Annotated in this window: 17 protein-coding genes and 1 pseudogene; 4 read left to right on the forward strand and 14 right to left on the reverse strand. The window is 68.2% G+C overall.

The genetic code is table 11. From position 1 onward, the window contains the following. Positions 1-451: 451 nt before the first annotated feature. Both ABZZ74_RS48410 and ABZZ74_RS48415 read right to left on the reverse strand, forming a co-directional pair. Positions 452-1,720, reverse strand: a complete 1,269-nt coding sequence (locus tag ABZZ74_RS48410) for an SWIM zinc finger family protein (protein WP_356950515.1) — start codon at positions 1,718-1,720, stop codon at positions 452-454. Next, positions 1,717-4,440: a DEAD/DEAH box helicase gene (locus ABZZ74_RS48415; RefSeq protein WP_356950530.1), complete on the reverse strand. Its 2,724-nt coding sequence runs from the start codon at positions 4,438-4,440 to the stop codon at positions 1,717-1,719. Before ABZZ74_RS48415 ends, ABZZ74_RS48410 begins: the two co-directional genes overlap by 4 nt. A gap of 514 nt (positions 4,441-4,954) precedes the next feature. Between ABZZ74_RS48415 and ABZZ74_RS48420 the strand changes: the two genes are divergently transcribed. Then, the gene (locus ABZZ74_RS48420) at positions 4,955-5,218 is read left to right on the forward strand and encodes a hypothetical protein (RefSeq protein WP_356950516.1); all 264 of its coding nucleotides are present in this window, start codon (positions 4,955-4,957) and stop codon (positions 5,216-5,218) included. 83 nt (positions 5,219-5,301) lie between these two features. Here ABZZ74_RS48420 and ABZZ74_RS48425 read toward each other — a convergent pair whose 3' ends face one another. The 4 genes from ABZZ74_RS48425 to ABZZ74_RS48440 all read right to left on the reverse strand — a co-directional run bounded on the left by ABZZ74_RS48425 (position 5,302) and on the right by ABZZ74_RS48440 (position 7,276). Then, positions 5,302-5,526 (reverse strand): hypothetical protein, encoded by a 225-nt coding sequence (locus tag ABZZ74_RS48425; protein WP_356950517.1) that lies wholly within the window; start codon positions 5,524-5,526, stop codon positions 5,302-5,304. Positions 5,527-5,563: 37 nt separating this feature from the next. Next, on the reverse strand, positions 5,564-6,040 hold the full coding sequence (locus ABZZ74_RS48430) for a TnsA-like heteromeric transposase endonuclease subunit (RefSeq protein ID WP_356950518.1): 477 nt from the start codon (positions 6,038-6,040) through the stop codon (positions 5,564-5,566). Between the two features lie 412 nt (positions 6,041-6,452). Then, complete coding sequence (locus ABZZ74_RS48435; RefSeq protein ID WP_356950519.1) at positions 6,453-7,010, reverse strand: transglutaminase-like domain-containing protein; 558 nt, start codon at positions 7,008-7,010, stop codon at positions 6,453-6,455. Then, positions 7,007-7,276: a hypothetical protein gene (locus ABZZ74_RS48440; protein WP_356950520.1), complete on the reverse strand. Its 270-nt coding sequence runs from the start codon at positions 7,274-7,276 to the stop codon at positions 7,007-7,009. Before ABZZ74_RS48440 ends, ABZZ74_RS48435 begins: the two co-directional genes overlap by 4 nt. Positions 7,277-7,943: 667 nt before the next feature. On the opposite strand from ABZZ74_RS48440, the pseudogene ABZZ74_RS48445 reads away from it, so the two are divergent. The 3 genes and pseudogenes from ABZZ74_RS48445 (at position 7,944) to ABZZ74_RS48455 (ending at position 11,884) form a co-directional block, all read left to right on the forward strand. Next, positions 7,944-9,296, forward strand: a pseudogene (locus ABZZ74_RS48445) (ISNCY family transposase). A gap of 138 nt (positions 9,297-9,434) precedes the next feature. Continuing rightward, on the forward strand, positions 9,435-10,700 hold the full coding sequence (locus ABZZ74_RS48450; RefSeq protein WP_356950531.1) for a ParA family protein: 1,266 nt from the start codon (positions 9,435-9,437) through the stop codon (positions 10,698-10,700). Further along, complete coding sequence (locus tag ABZZ74_RS48455; protein ID WP_356950521.1) at positions 10,697-11,884, forward strand: ParB/RepB/Spo0J family partition protein; 1,188 nt, start codon at positions 10,697-10,699, stop codon at positions 11,882-11,884. Before ABZZ74_RS48450 ends, ABZZ74_RS48455 begins: the two co-directional genes overlap by 4 nt. Before the next feature lie 323 nt (positions 11,885-12,207). On the opposite strand, the gene ABZZ74_RS48460 is transcribed toward ABZZ74_RS48455, so the two are convergent. The 8 genes from ABZZ74_RS48460 to ltrA form a co-directional block, all read right to left on the reverse strand. Further along, complete coding sequence (locus ABZZ74_RS48460) at positions 12,208-12,558, reverse strand: transposase (protein WP_356950522.1); 351 nt, start codon at positions 12,556-12,558, stop codon at positions 12,208-12,210. Between the two features lie 166 nt (positions 12,559-12,724). Next, complete coding sequence (locus ABZZ74_RS48465) at positions 12,725-14,002, reverse strand: IS701 family transposase (RefSeq protein WP_356950523.1); 1,278 nt, start codon at positions 14,000-14,002, stop codon at positions 12,725-12,727. 53 nt (positions 14,003-14,055) lie between these two features. Then, complete coding sequence (locus ABZZ74_RS48470; protein ID WP_356950524.1) at positions 14,056-14,250, reverse strand: hypothetical protein; 195 nt, start codon at positions 14,248-14,250, stop codon at positions 14,056-14,058. 161 nt (positions 14,251-14,411) lie between these two features. Further along, the gene (locus ABZZ74_RS48475; RefSeq protein WP_356950525.1) at positions 14,412-15,032 is read right to left on the reverse strand and encodes a winged helix-turn-helix domain-containing protein; all 621 of its coding nucleotides are present in this window, start codon (positions 15,030-15,032) and stop codon (positions 14,412-14,414) included. A gap of 54 nt (positions 15,033-15,086) precedes the next feature. After that, on the reverse strand, positions 15,087-15,614 hold the full coding sequence (locus tag ABZZ74_RS48480) for a transposase (RefSeq protein WP_356950526.1): 528 nt from the start codon (positions 15,612-15,614) through the stop codon (positions 15,087-15,089). Further along, positions 15,611-16,108, reverse strand: a complete 498-nt coding sequence (locus tag ABZZ74_RS48485) for a helix-turn-helix domain-containing protein (RefSeq protein WP_356950527.1) — start codon at positions 16,106-16,108, stop codon at positions 15,611-15,613. The genes ABZZ74_RS48480 and ABZZ74_RS48485 overlap by 4 nt, the downstream gene beginning before the upstream one ends. Positions 16,109-16,647: 539 nt before the next feature. Further along, positions 16,648-17,988, reverse strand: a complete 1,341-nt coding sequence (locus ABZZ74_RS48490; RefSeq protein ID WP_356950528.1) for a transposase — start codon at positions 17,986-17,988, stop codon at positions 16,648-16,650. A gap of 167 nt (positions 17,989-18,155) precedes the next feature. Next, on the reverse strand, positions 18,156-19,599 hold a 1,444-nt coding region (gene ltrA / locus ABZZ74_RS48495; RefSeq protein ID WP_356950529.1), incomplete at its 5' end, for a group II intron reverse transcriptase/maturase.

Raw genomic sequence — 19,599 nt, forward strand, 5'->3', positions numbered from 1 at the left:
CAGGCACCAGTCGTCCGCATACCGCACGAGGCGGTAGTTGGGCAGACCCTGGCGGCGCCGTTTGGCCCTTCCATACGGGCTGGCTCCTGGCCCGCGTCCCCGTTGTCGGCCCTCAGTACCATGCTGACCAGCGAGCTGCACAGCATCACAGAGGCATCGGTTTCGGCTGGAACGAACACTTCATGATCCCGAACGGGGTCCGTCCTCGTCAGGGCAGACAGAAGCACCTCCGGCGCACGCCACGGCATTTACCACGCCCCCGGCGCGCACCGAAGGTGCGCTGGACTGCTGACCAGTACAGGCCCTCTGCACATCACCGGCCCGCGCCAGGCGACGGTGCTCCTACGGCAAACCCGCATGCGCACCGGGTTCCCCTCTGGCGTGACGTAATCGAACACCTGTGCCACAATGTCCCAGGTTTCAAAAATTCGACCCTTGAGCCAGGTACGTTTTAGTACTGCAACGGTGTTTGCCCGGTTGAATGTTTTGGTGAGCGCTGTTCCCAGACGGGGGTGAGTGCCGCGACCGGGTCGGCACCGGAGGGTGCCGCGGGCCACCATTCGCCGTCGTTGTCCCGGAGGTAGGGGTACCAGCGGGTGTCGGGGCCCAAGCGGAGCTGGATGTCGTGGTCGGTGAGGGTGAGGCGGTTGCGCCAGGCCCTGAGACGGGCGGGGACGTCGGTCATCTCGGTGAGAGCCGTGGCCAGGGCGGCGCGCGCCGTTGTCATCGCTGACGGGTCCGGGCTGTGGGACTCTTCCGCGACGGTGACGCCGGTTGAGCCGCCGTAGCGCCAGGCACGGGTGAGGCGGGCGAAGACGGCGGGTTTGGCGCCGGTGTTCTGGATCAGGTGGTGGAACCATTCGGGTCCGGGGGCGCTCGCGGCGATGCGTACGGCGTCCAGGTTCTGGGTCAGGTGCAGGCTGGTGGTGTCGCCTGCGAGGAGTCGCGCGGCGCGTGTGGCGGCGTCGGACATGAGGCGCTCCAGGTCCGTGGTGGCCAGGCCGGTGCCGGACGGCGGGGAGATGGGCAATGCGGTGGCGTGGGCAGCCGGTTCGGGGGGCTCGGGCAGTCGGTGTGTGTGTTCGGCCCAACGGCTGTACGCCGCCGCGGCCGGAACGCCAGCGGGGGCCTGCGGGGTGGCTGTCTCCTGGGATGCCCTACGGCGTGCGCGCAGCTGGGCGAGGACCTCCTCGCGGCTGCGGCCGCGCAGCGCGAAGAGTACGAACGGGTCGGCGTCGATGGTGGCGGCGATGGCGTAGCAGAGCGCGGCGGCGTGCTTGCATGGGTAGCCCCAGTCGGGGCAGGAACAGTCCGGGTCGAGTTCGGTGGGCTGGGGCAGCAGCGGTACGCCTGCCTGGCGGGTGTCGTCGACGAGTTCGGCGGGCATCTCGCCGTCGAGGAGCGCGGCGAGATGCTCGGCACGGGCCGCGACGGTGTCGAGCAGGGTGTCCCACTGGGTGTCGGTGAGGACGGGCAGGTGGACCGAGGATCGGTACGGGCGCGGGAGGCTGCCCTGGACGGAGGCCTTGATCTGCCCCGGCGCGACGGTGATCTGGCGGACCATGCCCTTGCGGGCGTAGGTGCGTCCGCGTGAGAGACGGCCGGCCTCCAGGGTGGAGTCCTCCAGGGCCGTCACCCATGCCTGGCCCCACCAGGTCGTCGTGAAGGCGCGCTTGCCGTGGGCGGGCACCCGGCGCTGGCCTGGGATAGCGGGGCTCATGGCTGCCTCCGCAGGACGACGAGTTCGGCGAGGTCAGCGTCGGACAGTTCGGTCAGGGCGGCCTCACCGGAGCCGACGACGGCGTCGGCGAGTGCGCGCTTGGATTCCAGCAGCCTCGCGACCTTGTCCTCCACGGTGCCTTCCGCGATGAGTTTGTGGACCTGCACGGGTTTGTTCTGGCCGATGCGGTAAGCGCGGTCGGTGGCCTGGTCCTCGACGGCCGGGTTCCACCAGCGGTCGTAGTGCACGACATGGGTGGCGCGGGTGAGGTTGAGCCCGGTGCCAGCGGCCTTCAACGACAGCAGGAACACCGGGATGTCACCGCGCTGGAAGCGTTCCACCATCTGCTCGCGCTGCACGACGGGAGTGCCGCCGTGCAAGAAGAGGGTGGTAACGCCGCGTTCGGCGAGGTGCTTTTCCAGGAGGGACGCCATTTTCGTGTACTGGGTGAAGACCAGGACCGACTCGCCCTCGGCGGTGATGGTGTCGATCAGCTCGTCGAGGAGGTCTAGCTTGCCGCTGCGGCCACGCAGCGGCGCGGACTGGCGCAGGTACTGGGCCGGGTGGTTGCAGATCTGCTTCAGAGCGGTGAGCAGCATGAGCACCAGGCCGCGCCGGGCGATGCCCTCGGACGCCTCGATCCTCGCCATCGTCTCCCGGACCACCGCCTCGTACAAGCTTGTCTGTTCGGCCGTCAGCGACACGATGCGGTCGGTCTCGGTCTTGGCGGGCAGTTCGGGCGCGATCCCCGGATCGGACTTCCTGCGACGCAGCACGAAGGGACGAATGAGACGGGACAAACGCTCGGCGGCCTCGGGGTCCTCACCCGCCTCGACCGGGCGGGCGTGCCGGTCGCGGAAGGTGCTGAGCGGTCCGAGGAGGCCAGGTGTGGTCCAGTCGAGGAGCGCCCACAGTTCGGAGATGTTGTTCTCTACGGGGGTGCCGGTCAGAGCGATGCGGGCGCGGGCGGGCAGGGCGCGCAATTCGCGGGCGGTGACGGCGTAGGGGTTCTTGACGTGCTGGGCCTCGTCTGCGGCGACCAGCGACCAAGTCGCCTCGGCGAGGGCTTCGCGGTCGCGACGCAGCACCCCATAGGTGGCCAGGACGATCTCGTCGCCAGCGAGGTCCTTGAGGTGGCGGTCGCCGCCGTGGTAGCGGCGTACAGGGGTGGATGGCGCGAACCTGGCTGCCTCGCGTTGCCAGTTGCCGAGCAGGGAGGCGGGGCAGACGACGAGCGTGGGGCCCGCGGTGGCGGGGTTGGTCTGGCGGTGCAGATGCAGGGCGAGAAGGGTGATGGTCTTGCCCAGGCCCATGTCGTCGGCGAGGCATGCGCCGAGGCCGAGTTCACACATCGCGGCCATCCAGGCCAGGCCCCGCTTCTGATAGTCACGCAACGTGGCCTTGAGCGCGGCGGGCTGTGGGGCGGGGATACGGGATTCGGGATCGCGGATACGCGCGACGAGGTCGCCGAGCGTGCCGACCGCCTCGCAGGGGATCGGGTCGCCACCCCTTTCCACCTCGCCTGTCAGCGCGGCGCTCAGCGCCTCCATGGGGGTAAGCGGTTCCAAACGGCGGCGTCTGGCGCGGGCCACCAGCTTCGGGTCGGCGACCACCCACTGGTCGCGTAGCCGGACGAGGGGGCGGCGAGCCTCGGCGAGGGCGTCCATCTCGGCGTCGGTGAGCGGCTCTCCGCCGAGCGAGATCTGCCAGCGGAAGTCGAGCAGGGCGTCGGCGTCGAGAAGACCGCCGACGCTGGAGCCGGGGGCGGTGCGCTGCCCGATTTCCGCCGTCGCGGTGAGCGCCTTCACCAGCTCGCGCGGCCAGTGCACGTCAATACCGGCCGCGCGCAGCGTGTCGGTGGCGTCGCCCAGCAGGTCGAAGGCTTCATCATCGGTCAGCCGGAGCTCGTCGGGGGTGGCGTCCTTCAGCAGCCGCTGGAGCGGAGGCCAGACGCGGGCGCCGCGGCGCAGCGCGAGCAGCGTCTCGGTCTCGGCGCGCGGGCCGAGCAGCCGCTCGACCTCGGCCGGATCGCTCCATAGCCGCGTGGCCTCGACGAGGAGCGCCGGATCCGCCGCGGCGTGCAACTGCAGGACGGCCTTGAACTGCCGACGCCGTCCTTCGGGCAGGTCGACGCGCAGCGAGACGCCGACCTTGGCGGTGAGCGCAGCGGTGGTCTCTTCAGCCCACTCGCGCAGTGCGGGCACGGCACGCGCCTCGCGCCAGGCGTACGGCAGCGCTCCCATGGCGAGCGTGGCAGCCGGGGTACGGACCAGGTCATCGGCGACCGCGTCGCAGAACTGGCGTATCAGGGCCGCCGGTTCGGCGATACGCACCGGTGGCGGCCCGGGTTCGGGCAGGCAGTGGGCGTGGGGCGGGAACGCGGCGGCCAGAGCCTGCAGTGTCTGCCGTTGGGCGGCGGTGAATGGGCCCGCCTGCCAGGTGTCGTACCCGGAGGGGGTGAGAGCCGGGTGGAGGCGGCCGTCCGCGAGCAGCCGCAGCGCGAACCGGGCGGCGGCCTGCCAGGCGGTGGCGGACGGATGCGGCGGCTGTGCTGCCGCCAAGGCGGACACGGCGACAGCGACGGGCAGCACGTAGCCGTCCACCCTGCGCCGTCTGATCGAGCGACCGTGCGGCAACACCAGTTCCACCGAGTCGATCGCCACACCTGGAGGCCTGCCAGCGTCCTCGGCGAACACACCGGCGGGCTGCCAGAGCAGCATCCGCCCGAGACGGGCCGGCTCTCCGGGCAGGAACACCACCGCCCAGCCCCCATCGAGCAACTCCCGTGCCCAAGTGGCCGCCTCGGGGTCGGCCAGCGGCGGTGCACTCATCGCGCCCGTACCCGGTTCTCGTACGACGATCCGTGCCACGCTCTTCCGCTCCATCACCATCCGGGACGATTCTCACCGCGCACGCCCACCGCCAGACTTCACCATGCACCGTCACCCCTAAGCAAGTTCAGGCCATACCGTCACGCGCGGGGGAAGAGGTCTTACCGGCCGCACGCTGGAGCGCCCCGACCACCTGTACGACAACGACATCCGCGTCGCCGGCCGCTACCGGCGCCTCTTCGACACCGACGCGATCGGCTGGCTGCGCCACTGGCACCGCTGTCCGGGCTGCCGCACCCGCACCACCCTGCCTCTGCCGCACCTCGCCGCATGGACCGCCCACACAGCCACGCGCACCCTGCGCCCCACCCACCCCGGCTCCCGCGGGCGGAAACCCTGCGGAGTGCTGCGCGTCTCATGGACGGGCAGCCAGAACACCCCCCGCTCCTGCCTGCTCACCGTCTCCGTCGACTTCTGCCCCTCGGGCGAGCACCGCGTCCTGGCACAGGTGCCCTACCGGGAAGCAGCCGAGCGGTTCCGTACCTGGCTGGCCGAGACCGCCCCCGCTGTGGCGGCCGCAGCCGGCCCCGACCGCCTCGACGGCCTGCCTGCCGAACCCCGGCCCGTCATCGCCGACCCCAACGGCGAAGGCCTGGCGCTCTTTTGACCGAACACCGGCAAACCGGCTTCACAGGCCGCCGCACCTCGTCCGGCGGCCTGTGCTCCGGGCTCGGAAGGAAGCGGCGGCTGTCAGGCGGAGCCGTTGATGCGGCTGAGGGGTGTGATGCCGTGGACGGCGAGGGTGTTCCAGACACTGGTGGTGCTCTGACCAGTGCGTTCGGCGATCCGGCCGATCGGCTCGCCATCCGCATAGGCATCCAGGACGGCCTCGGCCAGCTCCCGGCGGGCGGAATGCAGCGCTTCCTGCGCCGACTGGTATGCCCGCTGGGCTGCTTCCAACGCGTCCTCGCTCATGCGTCCATCTTGCCAGTCCCCTCTCAGATCACGCGTGCTACCGCCCGGTCTTCCGGACGGCGCTCCCTCTCATGCAGCGCGGGTGCCAGTAGCCAGCCAGCCACCGAAGATTCGCCTCTCGCACCGCGGGAGGTTGCCCGATTCGCTTGAAACCCCAGCCCGCCCAGGCGCATGCCTCCGCCATGCCCGCGAACGCCTCAGCGTCCCGAGCTTCAATCCGGTCATCCGCCCGGACATCGACCACGCCCGCCGAACCGTCGGCGTGGCGCACGAAATAGCCCGGTGCATGCCGCCGCGGCCTTGTCCCGTCGAACCAGTGCAGCCAGAACGGCTGCGACGAGATACCCACCACATGCGGGTCGAAGTCGAGGCCGATCAGCACCGCTCGCTCCAGCCACGACTCGTAGCCCACGTGCGTGCCTGTCGTCGCGGTCCACCACCAACCGGTGAAGTTCTTCTGACACCGGTAAACGGGGAAACGCCCGGGACGGGCGGCAGTCCTCGAACCGGACATGCCAGCACTGCGCCAGAGCCGAACGGACTACCCGGCCCATGCCGTCGACGTATTCCACCTCAAACGGATCGGCCCCGCTCGGCGGAACCGCCGCAGCCACCCGGATGGACAGCGGGGCACCTGGCCACATGGCCGAGATTTTCACTGAACGTGGCCAGGCCAAGTGAGACCTGGCCACCTCCACGGAGACAGGGCAATTACGCCGTAATCACTTGAGGGCAGCGCTGCACCGCGTCCCAAGTGATTACGCCGTAATCACTTGGGGGAGACCAGGAGACAGCCACATGACCCGTCTCGATAGATCTGAGACATCGAGGCTCTCTGACCAGCGGTGGTTCAGATTGAGTGAGACACGGATCCCGAGGTCGTCTCGCTCAACCTGAGCCAGCGGGTTCGGAGTCGTGGGTCGGCCTCAACCGATGATGTGCTGGGGGACGGCCAGGTCCGGGTGGGCGAACAGACGGGTCAAGGTAGGCGGATCATCCTTGGAGCAGGCATCGGAGACCATGTCGATCAGCTGGTCGTAATCGGGTCCGGTCTTGCCCTCGTAAGCCGCGGCCATGCGGCCCCACTCGTCCCAGTTCAGGGTCTCCTGCTTGCAGAGCGCGGCGAGGTCGCGGACGACGTTGCCGCTGATCTCATGCGGTCCCCAGGCATGATCGGTGCCAGCCGTGCCGAACGGGTGCGGATCGATCATGCCGCCTCGGTATTGAGTCCATGCCTCGCCGCCGGTGAGGAACTCGCCCGGAGCGAGATCGTCTGGGCGAGCGACAAAGTCCTTGCCGAGATGTTCGGTATCGACGCGCACCCATCGGCGCTGGTCGTCGTCCCAGTACTCGGTGATCCAGTGGTCGAAGCCGCGCCCTTCCTGGAAGTAGGTGCCGAAACCGCACCGGGCGCGGGAGGCGACACCTCTCGTCCGCAAGATTGCGCAGGCGATCGTGGCGAAGTGACGGCAGGTGCCGATCACCCGCGTTTCGGGCGTTCGAGGCCGGTGCAGGTGCTCGGGTCCAGGGCAGTCAGCGCGGCAAAGTTGACTGGCCGAATGTTCTTCTCAGCGACCCGGTCCTCAGGAATCCCTGACGCCGCGGCGTCCGTGGGCTGGATGACCAGGCCTTGAACTGCGGCGCAGATGCCGACGGGATCGTCTGGTAGTCCCTCGATGAGCGGGAGCTGGCTCGCGTCCAGAGACGTGAAGGGCCCGCGCAGCGAGTAGTTGAGCACGTCATCGGTCATGACCGAGCATGGTAAGGGCTTGCTGCGGCATTCGGGTTCATTCAGCCCGCCCCGGCGCTGTGGCCAACTGCGACGCTCGGAGCGGCCAGTTGAGGGGTCTCAGTCGCAGTTGGGCTGTCTCCGACAGGGTGTTCCGCAGCGTCCTGGATGGCCCCACGACTCGAAGCCCACCAACTCGCCACTGGTAGCAGCCCAGTACCAGCCGGGAAAGTTGCCCTGCCCCCGATACGACAGGAACGTCCTTACCTGCCCGGCAGCCTCGAAACGCATCGACCACATCGCCTCAAGCGGCCCGCTGTGCAGCTCACCATGACAGTCGACGTACTCCAGCGAGAAGTCCTCAGCCTCCACCAGCCACCCCCACCCGGCGCTGACCACGTGCAAACGACCATAGGCAGCCGGGCACGGCAGTGGCTCACAAAGAGCGAGACGGATCGGTAGATGGCCCAGGTCGACCGGGACGCAAGGCCAGATGACTCAGATCGACCGAGACTGGCCCACCTTCAGCGAGACAAGTTCACCACAACTTGGTCTAGTTGCCCCTGAAGAAGTCGGGGTCTGCCTCTGAGTTGTCCTTTGGGGAGAGCTGGTGAGGGCCGGGCCATGCCCGCCACAGTGGAGGCGGGTCTTGGGGGCGGGGGTGGCGGCGGTGTTGCGTGTCGCTTGAGTGCAGGACGCCTGGTGGGAGGTGCTGCCGGAGCATGCGCGGCAGTTACCCGCTGAACTGGCCCGGGTCGATGCGTTCTTGGACGACGAGCGATTCATCGCTCCGTGGCGGGCGGTGTTCGCCGAGCGGCTGGGGCGGCCTTCGGTTCCGGTGGAGACGCTGCTGCGCCTGCTGCATCTCAAGCACCGCTACCAGCTGGGTTACGAGACCCTGTGCCGTGAGGTCGCGGACTCGCTCAGCTGGCGCCGGTTCTGCCGCATCCCGCTGGCCTCCCCGGTGCCGCACCCGACCACGCTGATCAGGCTGGTGCACCGCAGCGGAGCGCAGACGGTGCAAGAGCTGAACGCCGCCCTGCTGGGCAAGCTGGTTGAGGACAAGCTGCTGCGGTGCCGCAAGCTGCGCATCGACACGACCGTGACGGAAGCCGACATCGACCACCCCACGGACGCCGACCTGCTCGAACACAGGGTACGCAAGCTGGGCCGGCTGGTGGGGCGGATCAAGGCGTCCGGGGCAGCCAGGCGCACCTGCTTCCGGGATCACAGCCGGTCAGCGGGACGCCGTCTGAAGGAGATCTCGCGCACGCTGCGGCGACGCACCGGCCAGGCGCTGGGGGAGATCGACCGGCTCACCGGTGAGATCGCCGCCGTGGCCCGCGCGACGTTGCGGGACGTGGCGGCGGTGGAGCGCAATGCCCGGCGCACGCTGGGCAAGCGGCCTTCGGGACGCCTTGCGCACCTCGTGGGCGAGCTGGCCAGGACCACGGCGGGCACCCGCCGACTGCTGGAGCAGACCGCCTTGCGACTTGCGGGCATCCGCACCATCCCCGACCGGCTGGTCTCGTTGGCCGACCCCGACCCCGACGCCCGGCCGATCCGCAAGGGCAAGCCCCAGCACCCCACCCAGTTCGGCTATACCGCGCTCGTGGCCGAGGACGAACGCGGCTTCATCGTCGACCACCAGGTCCAGCGCGGGAATCCGGCCGATGCGCCGCAACTGGTTCCTTCGGTGCACGCGCCGTGTCACTGACTGGCCGCCCGCCTGACACAGTCGTCGCCGACCGCGGCTTCGGTACCGCGGGCAACGATCTGGCCCTGGCCGAACCCGGTGTCCAGCGGATCGGCCTAGCAACGAGCCGGGAAGCCGGGAAAGGCACGGCGTGAGTATGAGCGAAGTCGCCCATTCCGGCGGATGCGCAACTGCAGGGTCGGCGTCGAGACCCGTATCAGTCACCTCAAGCGCAGCTTCGGCTTCCGTCGCACGCGCCTGCGCCGCCTGGCCGGCGCCCAGACCTGGGCCGGACTGGGGATCTTCGCCTACAACCTCCAGCGGATGACCGTTCTCAGCCAGTGAGGGACATACCGCCGACAGGCCGGCGGCACAGTGCCGTCCCACAGCACCGGCCCGTCACCAGCCCAAACCCTTTTCCAGGGGCAAGTAGCTAACGTGTTGATGCTGATAATGATCACGAGCGTTAGTATGGTGTCCTCCATGAGTTCGCCAGTCACCTCCAGCGACCGCGAGAAGGTCGTCTCCAAGCTGCCGGGATGGCTCCGGCAGAACCTCAAAGTCAGAGCCGCTCAGCACGGTATCGAGATCCAGGCCGCCGTCGAACAAGGCATCAGCGACTGGTGCAGCCTGGCTGCCACCCCCGCATCCGTCGACACTGCCGGCGCTGACTCCTTCTCCACCTTCTTGCCCCCCGGGCAGTGGGAGGAATTCCGGCAGATCGCCGCAGACCGAAAGGTCTCCCTCATCCAAGGGCTGGCCCAGGCCGTCCAGTTGTGGCTCTACACCAACCCGGCCCCGGACATCGAACGGCCCACCATCACTCGCCGTATCGTCGTCTGCAATCAGAAAGGCGGCGTCGGCAAGACCGCCATCACCGCAGGCCTCGGCGAGGCGCTGGCCGAAGACCCCAACAGACTGCATCCCGTACGCGTCGCCAAAGCCCTCGCGAAAGCCGTAAGGGCAAGTGAGACACACGACGACGAGCCCCAACTCGCAGACGACCCGCTCGACGTCGAGAACCTTCCCGGACTCGGACTACGCGTCCTCCTCGTCGACTTCGACCCGCAATGCCACCTCACCAACCAACTCGGCGGCACACCGCTGCCGCTGAACGGGGACAGCCTCACCAACCACATGGCAGGCGACCCCAAGGGCGACCTCTGCGATCTCATCGTGTCCGTCGACGACGACACCTTCGACGGTCGCTTGCACCTCCTGCCGGCCTGCAACGACGCGTTCCTGCTCGACGTGCGTCTGTCCGCCGTACGAGCCAGGGAAGCCGCACTGGAACGAGCCCTGGCCCCCCTCGAAGCTGATTACGACGTAATCATCGTCGACTGCCCGCCCAGCCTCGGCCTCAGCATGGACGCCGCTGCCTACTACGGCCGCCGCCGCGACGGGGAAAAGCCCGGCCAGTCCGGCGCGCTCATCGTCGTCCAGGCCGAGGACAGTTCCGCCGACGCCTACGAACTGCTCACCACACAGATCGACGACCTCCGCGGCGACCTCCAAATCGACATCGACTACCTCGGCATCGTCGTCAACCTTTACGACTCCCGCCGTGGATACATCGCCACCTCATCCCTCCAAGGCTGGGTGGACATAAAGGACCCGAGAGTCGTCGGACTCATCGGAGACCTCAAGGAACAAAAGGAAGCCGTCCGGGTGAAGAAACCCCTCCTGTCCTACGCCCCCAAGTCTCAGCAGGCAGTCGGCATGCGCGCCCTAGCAAGGGAGGTCTCGTGAGCAAGGCAGACCAGCTGGGCTCCGGCCGCTTCGGCGGCGGCGTGCGCCCCGTCAGCGCACGCCGCCAGGCCGTCGCCGCCGCCACAGGCGTCCCCACTGAGGGCATCGCCCCGCCTACAGAACTCCCCGTCGACCGGATCAGCCTCAATCCCGACAACCCCCGCACCACCCTCGGCGACCTCACCGACCTTGCCGGCAGCCTGAAGACCCACGGCCAAAAGCAAGCGATCACGGTCATGAACCGCGACGCCTACATCAAGGCCAACCCCGAGCGCGAAGCCGACCTCGACCCCGACACCACCCACGTCGTAGTCGACGGCAGCAGCCGCCTCGCTGCCGCCCGCGAGGGCGGCCTCACCACCATCAAGGTCATGGTCAGCGACGACCAAGGCACCACCCCCGAGGAACTCCTCGAATCCGCCCTCGTCGCCAACATCCACCGCCAGGACCTCGCAGAACTCGACGAAGCCCGCGCCCTTCAACGCCTCCTGGAGATCCACGGCAGCCAACGAGCCCTCGCCAAACGCCTCCACCGTTCCCAAGGTTGGATCTCCCAACGCCTCGCCTTGCTCAACCTGGCCCCCGAACTCCAGGCCCGCATCGGCGAGGAACCCATCGACCTGCTCCGCGCCGTCGGCAACAAGCCGATCGAGCAGCAGGCCGCAGCCCTGGAAGAACTCAAGGCGGAGAGGGCAGACAAAGAAGAGAAAGCACGAGCGGCGAAACTCGGTGCGGCGCAACAGACGCCAGCAGGCGGACACACTACCGGGGGAGCGCCCTCAGGTGACTACGGCGTAATCACCGATCCCTCGGGTGAGGCTCCACGGGCCAATCGCGCGGCCACAGACCTAGACGGTGGTGGCGGATCGCCGGGGACGCCGTCGGAGACTTCGACTGCTCTCCTGCCAACTGAAGAGCCACCAGCGGCGGGACCGCGCCGAGGTCCGGAGACGATCGCAAAGACATCCGCCCAGGAACAGGGCGAAGCTGTGCCTTCCGTTCCAGTCCAAGCCATCGGTGAGACGGGCGCTGGCGTGGGGAGTCAGCCACTGAAGCGGTTTCCATACGCTGACGGTGAATCCGCTGCGATGTACCTGATCGCCAGGATGCCACCGGAGGAATTCGACAAAATGCTGGCCATGCTAATCAAGCACAAGGACAGCCAGGCCGCCGCCACCGGTTGACCCTCACTTCGCACCCCAAAGCTGGTTCCTGCCCTCGGGAACCAGCTTTTTCCATGTCGCACGCCGCCTCCGAGGCGGACAACGGTTGTCCGGGCCGGTGCCCGGACGAGGCCGCCCGTAGCGCACACCGGCCAACCTGGAGCGGCTAGTACTACAGCCGGTGGTTTTACGGTGAGTGAGCGCGGGCGGTCCGGGTGCGGTAGTGGCTGGCGCGGGCTCGGGTCTGGTGGCGGGTGCGCCAGCGGTGCCAGTGCATGGTGAGCCAGGTCCGGGTGGTGCGGGCGGGGCGAGGACGATTCGGTCGTACAGGCGGCGGATCTCGTTCACGGTGGGGGGCCGGGTGGTGTCATCGGGGCTGGTATGTGGCGGCTCCGGACGGCGGTGAGGAAGGCCATGGCGAGCATGCACACGGTGGTGTGCCGGTACCACTCCTGGACCGTCTCGAAGTCCGACAGCCCCTGCAGGCTCTGCAGCACCACCGTCGCGGCCAGCACCTGCGGCGGCAGACTCGGCCGACCGTTCGCCGAGGGGTACATGTCCACGAACATCGACGGCGGGAACAGTGCCTCACGGTGCTCGGCCAGGAACGCGAACACACTGCCTGCCGGGATCAACTCCCGGCAGGTCTCCCACACATCCGGCCCGACCATCTCACCGGCCCATTCCCCCAGCATGCCAACAAGACTGGCCCCGGCTCCACCGAGCCGGGGCCAGAACGCGAGATTTTCAGCAGACTTCTAGTAGGACTCCGTTAGGTTGCTCTGGCTCTTGGGTTTGGGCTGGTGGTGGATGTTCTGGGCAGGGGGCGGTGGCAGGTGGTGCAGGTGCCGGTCCAGCAGTTCAGCAGGTCCTGGATGGCGTCGAGGATCTGGTAGAGGGTGAGTCCGGTGTATCGGCTTTTGGGGCCAGGCACTGTTCGGTGAGGAACGCGTGGGCGGCGGTGACCAGGGTGACGTGGTGATGCCAGCCGGCCCAGGAACGTCCCTCGAAGTGGTCCAGGCCGAGGCCGTGCTTGAGTTCCCGGTAGTCGTGCTCGATGCGCCAGCGGATCTTCGCCAGTCGGACCAGAGTGGTGATCGGGGTGTCGGCGGACAGACTGGACAGCCAGTAGCCGGTGGGTTCTTGGGCGTCTTCGGGCCATTCGACCAGCAGCGTGGTCTCGGGCAGGACACCGTCCCACAAGCCGTCCCGCGCGGTGGCAGCAGCCTGGGCCAGGCGGCGGGCCCGGATGCCGGCCGGCCGCACCCGCAGCGCCAGAAAGTGCGAGCGCATCGGTCCGCGGGAGCCTTCCCGCCAGGTCACCTCGGTGAACGCCCGCCGTCCATGACCGGCCGCGAGCGCGGCGACCGAGGACGGCTTGTCGCGGTAGCGGGGCTGCGGCTTGCGGCCGTTTCCGGACCAGGCCGGGGCGGTGGGCTGCGCGTCGTGCGGGTGGACGGTCACGTCCGAACGGATGGCCACGACATAACCGATGCCCCGCTCGCTCAGGCCGTCGCGGAAGTCGGCGTTCTGCCCGTAGCCGGCATCAGCCACCACCACCGGCGGCACCAGACCCCACCCGGCCAACTCGTCGAGAGTGTCCAGGGCCAGGCGCCACTTCTCCCGGTGCCCCACCTCCGGCGGCATCCCGGTCTTGCACCGCCGTCCGGCATCGTGCGCCCACTCCTCGGGCACGAACAACCGCCACTGCAGCGGACAGGAGGCAGTGTCGGAGACCGCGTGCACGCTCACCGCGACCTGGCAGTTGGCCTGCTTGCCCAAAGCGCCGCAGTACTGGTGCGCGACCGCCACCGACATCCGGCCGTCCTTGGGAAACGACACATCATCGACCGCCCAGGCATCCGGGCCGATCTGCGGCACCATCCGCTGCGCGATCCGCCGCCGCACCGGCACCGGATCCCACGTCGACTGGTTCACGAACTGCTGCAGATTCTGCTCGTTACCGTCCGGCAGCCGCTCCGCCATCGGCTGGATCGACTTACGCCGCCCGTCCAGCATCAGCCCCCGCAGATAGCAGTCACCCTTCGCCCGCTGATCCCTGCGCGGCACCGACGCGAACACATCAGCTACGAATAACGCCAGCTTCGCCCGAGCTCGGTTCACTTCATGTGCGTCCACACCCCCCAACATGCCCCCAAACAGGACCGCGAGACAGACCTAACGGAGTCCTACTAGATGCCGCCCGCAACGGCGTCACGCGATGCCAGCAGGCCGTGAACGCCACCCGCGGCAACCTCTCCACGGCGCACCAGGGCAGTGCCGGAGGACAGTTCGGTCAACTGCTGAGGATGGGACGAGCAGTGCGGCGTCATCCAGAAGAACACCAGGACATGGCCGACGCCCTCGGGCTGAGCCTGAAACAGCACCAGCAGCCCCAGAACGCCGCCGGCGAGGCCGTCATCCGGCCCGCACCGCGGCCGACTTCGCGTTCCAGCAGCTCACCCGCGCCTGACCGCCCCCCGCCCCCTCACACACCGACGACCGAGACGAGACGAGTAATGAGCGACAACCTCACCAGCGGATACATCTACGTCGCCCACTCCCACGTGCAGAACGCAGCGGACGACATGGTCAGCCAGACGAAGGCAATCGCGACCACACCGGCCACCGGTGGCGCCATCCGGACCACCGCGGCAAAGGCCCGCACCGCACGGAAACACCGAGGCATGGACCGACCGTTACTCAGCCGTTCCAGCGCCCGACGGACCGGCACCTGGCAGCTCCAGCCGTGCCGCTTGAGCAGCCGCCACACGCCCTGAACGGTGTAGCCGACGTGGAACAACCGGCCGATCAGCAGCTTCACCCGCTTCAGCGTCCAGCCCTGCTCCGCGTCGTCGAAGCCGTGCGCCAGCGGCCCCCGTTTCAACTCCGCCTCCAGCCGCTGCCACTGCTGCGAGGACAACCGTTCCACCGCCATCGGCCCCGCCGACGCCAACGCTTCGGCACCGCCCTGCCGCCAGGCCGCCCGCCACCGGCGCACCGACCGGTCCGTCACCCGTAACTCCGCCGCGATCTGCGCCGTACCAGCCCCGGCCTCGAACCATTTGGCGGCCTCCAGCCGCACAGCCTCCCGCTTCACCTGCCCGGCAGGTGTCAACCGGCCCCCTTGCGCGTAAGGCATGAAGAGACGTCGTACCGCAGGGATCACGACCCGTCACCACAGCCGGACATCACGGATTCAACCTGAGTAGTGCTGCGTTCCTCAAAGGACGTACACATAGCGGCGGCGTAAGTGCCTGGTGGGTGGTGCGGGTCTGCCCCAGATCCAGGGTTGGGCGCGGGTGTTGAGCTGGGCTGTGGCGACTTCGGTGGCGTGGGTGATGTGGCCTGGGTCGCCGAAGGAGCGTCCGGCCAGGGCGGTCTTGCGGAAGATGCGCCACCAGCCCTCTTGGAGGTTGAGCCAGCAGGCGCCGACCGGGATGAACACGTGCCTGATGCGGGGATGGTCCTCCAGCCAGGTCCGGGTGGACACGCTGTTGTGCGAGGACAGATTGTCGGTGATCACGTAGATGTCTCCCACGGGGTTGGCGTCCTCGACCAGCTGAAGGAACTGCTGGTAGAAGGCGCTGTTGCGGGAGGTTGCGGTCATCGTGAGCTCCTGGCCGTCGCGGACGCGTAAGGCGCCGTAGACCCAGGTTTTCTCCGGGCCGCGGGAGTAGTCGATCTCGTTCTTGATGCGGTGTCCGTCCGGTGACCAGCCCGGCGCCGGGGGGAAGGTGCGGGGGATCACCGGGCCGAGCTCGTCGGCGCAGACGACCGTCGCGCCGGCGGGCGGGCTGGTGTAGAGCTCGACGATCCGCGTCCTTTTCCCTCGAAGTCCGCATCTCTCGAGCGCGTCCAGGAGCGCGTGCGTCGCCAGCGCACGCCCTCGGCCAGCAGGATCCGGCGCGCTTGGGAGCGGCTGACCTCGATGCCCCGGTCCCGGGCCGCGGCGGCCAGTGTGTCCAAGGTCCACTCCGAGGGCCCCGACTCGTCCGCGGCCCACATCTCGTTCGACGGCTGCACCTCAAGCCGACCGGGCGGGGTCTGCTTGACCATCGCGATGATCCGGGAGCGTTCGGCCTCGGTGATCCTTCGCTTGCGGCCCTGTCCTCCCAGATCCTCCAGGCCTTCAAGCCCGCAGCGGTTGAAGCGGTGCAGCCAGCGACGCACCGTTTTCTGACTGCACCCGACCTGGTCAGCGATCTGCGGGACCAGCCAGCCGTCCCAGCTCAGCTCGACCATCCGGCACCGCTCCACCAGAATCTTCGGTGCCTTCCTGGCAGCCGCCAGGCGGTGGACCACCGCTTGCTCACCCTCGTCACGGCTCGGCCGTGCCCTCAGCACCATGACCCAGCACCCGCCCCCGAGCACCCGCAACCGCCCCGCTATCAGCAGCTATACCCATCGAAAGAGGAATTCAGCACTAGCAGAACCCCGGAGTAGTGGCGTTGCGCAATCCGCAGCCAGCCAGCCTCCTCAAAATAAGGTCATATGACTCTACTGAAAAACTCGGGTGACGATGAGCATGGTGACCCACTCGACCAGGGGCATGGGGCCCAGGTCGAGTGCGCCAGGGTAGGGGCTCCCGTGCCGGCGAGTTGAGCCGTCGAACACCTCTCTCAACGACACGGGAGCCCTGTCCGTTGCGGTCAGCAGGGCGTCTAGGTTGTTCGTCACACAACGATCTTGGACGCCCTGTCTGCGTTCCCGGACACACCGTCAGCATTTGGAATGACTCGTCTAGAAGCAATACCGGGACTCTGTTGGTGATGTTGGGCAGGTCATGCGGTGGCTGAGCACAGGGCGCGGAAGTGCGTGGCCCGGCGTCGTGTTCTGGGTGTGGCGTCGATCCAGTCGGTGATGCGGGTGACGTTGCAGGCCATCGCGGTGAGGACGTGCTGGATGTGGGTGCGGGCCAGGCCGCGGTAGCGGGAACGTCGCAGCCCGTGGGGCCGGACGTTCTGGGAGAGGGTGGCCTCGATGCCGGCGCGGATCGCGTAACGGCCCTGCCACTGCTCGCTCTGCTGGTCGAGCCGGTTTCGTGTCTGGATCTCATGCAGCGGCCGGGGCAGCACGGCGACTGAGCGGGGCCGGGTCGCGGAGGACGTGCACCGGGTGCGGTCCGGGCAGGACCGGCAGTCTGCCTCGGCGAACCGGGCCTGCAGATAAGTGTTCCCCTTCATCCTCAGCTCGGTCCAGGACACGCTCGTGGCCCCGCGTGGGCAGATCGCCTGCTCGTTGTCCCAGTCGATGGTGAAGGCCGCCTTGTCAAAACCCGCATGGGCCTTGGCCTGGCTGCTGTGGTCGGCGACGACCGGGCCGAGCAGGGTGATGCCGTGCACCCGCCGGGCCCGCTCGATGCGTGCCGGGGAGACGTAGCCGGAATCGACGACATGCTCAGCGGGCAGCAACTGCCGCTCGGCGAGGTCGTCGTGGATGGTGTCGGTCAGCTCGATGTCCTGGACGGTGGAGATGGTGGTGGCGACATGGACCACCAGCTCGGGGCGTTCCTCGTCGCAGGTCTCCGTGACATGCGTGCGGTAGCCGCTCCAGGCGGTGTCCCGTTTGACGCAGTAGTGCGCATCGGTGTCGTAGGGGGAGTCGAACCGCAGTGAGGCGGGCGGCAGGGCGTGGCCGTCCCGCCAGCGCAGTAATCCGTGCGCGTCCCAGTAGTAGTGGTGGACCCAGACCTGTCGCAGAATCTCCACCTGCGGCAGCAGCCGCAGGTGGGGTGGGGCATCGGCGGCCCAGGCGGCGGTGAGGATCTTCTGGCCGTCTTGGCCGAACTCCTCGGCCCGTGCGGTCACGGCCGCCTTCCCGCCCGGTAGTTTGCCGATCTCCACCCGGCGCCCGTACCGCTTGGCCCACTCCGGCTCGATCAGCGGCGACAGCCAGGCGGGTGCGGCCTCGGCCAACTCCTCCAGCGCCGCGCGCAGCGTCTCTCCGACCAGTTCCAGGCGGCTGAGGGTGCGCACCGCGGCCAGCACATGGGTGGCATCCGTGCGTTGACGGCCCCCGGCCCTGAGCAGGCCGGCCCCCCTCAACCGGTCCAGCATCATCTGCAGCAGCCGGTCGGCGGCGCCGTCCTGTTCGGCCAGCCGGGCCCGAAACTCGCACAACACCGAGTGATCGAACCCCGGATCATCCAGCTCAAGGCCGTGAAGTCGGCCCGGAGCGCGGTTCCGGCCTTTCGACCGGCCCGTTTCTCCGGACCGCTTCCCGCACCCGCCGTGCGCCTCTCAACGCAACGGGCGCTCCACAAGTCCCGCCCTGGGTTCCGCCCGGTGTCTCATCCCGTGACCTGCCAGGGCGAGGGGATCACTGAGCCCCGGTATCGGTAGCGCGTGGTGCGAACCTTCGCCGGATTGAACAGTTCTCTTTCCTCGCTGGCCGGCCACCAGCCACCGCCGCAGAAGCGGCGTCGCAACTGCTTCCAGTTCAGTCCTGGGTGTTTTCGCCGCAGCCAGAAGATGACCCGGCCCCAGGTGTAGGAGCTCAGGTACTGAAAGGCCGTGCTGGACACCCCAGGCCGGAAGTAGGCGCACCAGCCCCGCAGCATCCGGTTGAGACGGGTGAGCAGGGCATCGAACGGCAGATCCGTGCCTGTCCTGCGGCACTGCGTCTTGACCTTGCCCGTGACGGCCTTGAGAGCCTTGCGGGCCGGATAGGTATAGACGTAGTACTTGTTGGTGCCTCGTTTGCGGTGACGCTGGATACGCCACCCGAGAAAGTCGAGGCCATCGTCGATATGGGTGATCAGGGTCTTCTCCTGCGACAGGCGCAGGCCCATCGCGGCGAGGACCCTGGTGATCTCCTCGCGCAGTGCCTCCGCGTCGGTCTTGGTGCCCGACACGACCAAGCACCAGTCGTCGGCGTAACGGACGAGCCGGTAGTTCGGCAGCCCGTGCCGACGACGCTTCTGCCGGTCGTTGAAGGTACTCGCAGGCCCGCCCGGTCCCTGAGCGATGTACTCGTCCAGGACGGACAGGGCCACGTTGCTGAGCAACGGCGAGAGGATCGACCCCTGCGGGGTTCCGGCGCTGGTCTCCCGAAGTACCCGGTCCTCGCCGAGAATCCCGGACTTCAAGAACGCCTTCACCAGAGTCAGGACACGTCTGTCACCGATGCGCCTGCGGACCCGGTCCATCAGAGCCGGATGCGAGATCTCATCGAAACAGGCCTTGATGTCGCCCTCCACGACCCACTCATAGGAGTGAGAGGTGAGATGACGCACCTCGGCCACCGCGTCATGAGCCCGGTGGTTCGGACGGAACCCGTAGGAACACGGCAGGAATTCCGCCTCGAAAATCGGCTCCAGCACCAGCTTCAGGGACGCCTGCACCACCCGGTCCCGGACGGTCGCGATCCCCAGACGGCGCTTCTTGCCGCCCGCCTTGGGGATCATCCGTTCGCGGACCGGGAGCGGGCAGAAACTACGATCCTTGATCGAGTTCCGCAGTCCGTCGAGGAAGTTCTCGACGCCCCGCACGGTCTCCACGTAGTAGGCCGTCTCGCCGTCCACTCCGGCCGTGCGGGATCCCTTGTTGCCCCGCACCCGAACCCACGCCACCAGGAGGAACGCAGGATCGGCAACGATGTTGAACAGATCATCGAACCTGCGATGAGAATCCTCGCGGGCCCAACGGTGCAGTTTCGTCTGGATCTCCAGTACCCGGCGCTCCGCCCTGGTCAGGACGTACTCCAGCTCGTCGGTATTCACCGGCGACACCCTC

Origin of the sequence: Streptomyces sp. NPDC006476 (genome assembly GCF_040612015.1) — a bacterium.
Lineage (GTDB): Bacteria > Actinomycetota > Actinomycetes > Streptomycetales > Streptomycetaceae > Streptomyces > Streptomyces griseorubiginosus_B.

Excerpts from the sequence above, each read along its gene's own strand:
- ABZZ74_RS48410 (WP_356950515.1), bottom strand. The coding sequence starts at position 1,720 with ATGAGCCCCGCTATCCCAGGCCAGCGCCGGGTGCCCGCCCACGGCAAG.
- ABZZ74_RS48415 (WP_356950530.1), bottom strand. The coding sequence starts at position 4,440 with ATGCTGCTCTGGCAGCCCGCCGGTGTGTTCGCCGAGGACGCTGGCAGG.
- ABZZ74_RS48425 (WP_356950517.1), bottom strand. The coding sequence starts at position 5,526 with ATGAGCGAGGACGCGTTGGAAGCAGCCCAGCGGGCATACCAGTCGGCG.
- ABZZ74_RS48430 (WP_356950518.1), bottom strand. The coding sequence starts at position 6,040 with ATGTCCGGTTCGAGGACTGCCGCCCGTCCCGGGCGTTTCCCCGTTTAC.
- ABZZ74_RS48440 (WP_356950520.1), bottom strand. The coding sequence starts at position 7,276 with ATGACCGATGACGTGCTCAACTACTCGCTGCGCGGGCCCTTCACGTCT.
- ABZZ74_RS48450 (WP_356950531.1), top strand. The coding sequence starts at position 9,435 with ATGAGTTCGCCAGTCACCTCCAGCGACCGCGAGAAGGTCGTCTCCAAG.
- ABZZ74_RS48460 (WP_356950522.1), bottom strand. The coding sequence starts at position 12,558 with ATGCTGGGGGAATGGGCCGGTGAGATGGTCGGGCCGGATGTGTGGGAG.
- ABZZ74_RS48485 (WP_356950527.1), bottom strand. The coding sequence starts at position 16,108 with ATGGTCGAGCTGAGCTGGGACGGCTGGCTGGTCCCGCAGATCGCTGAC.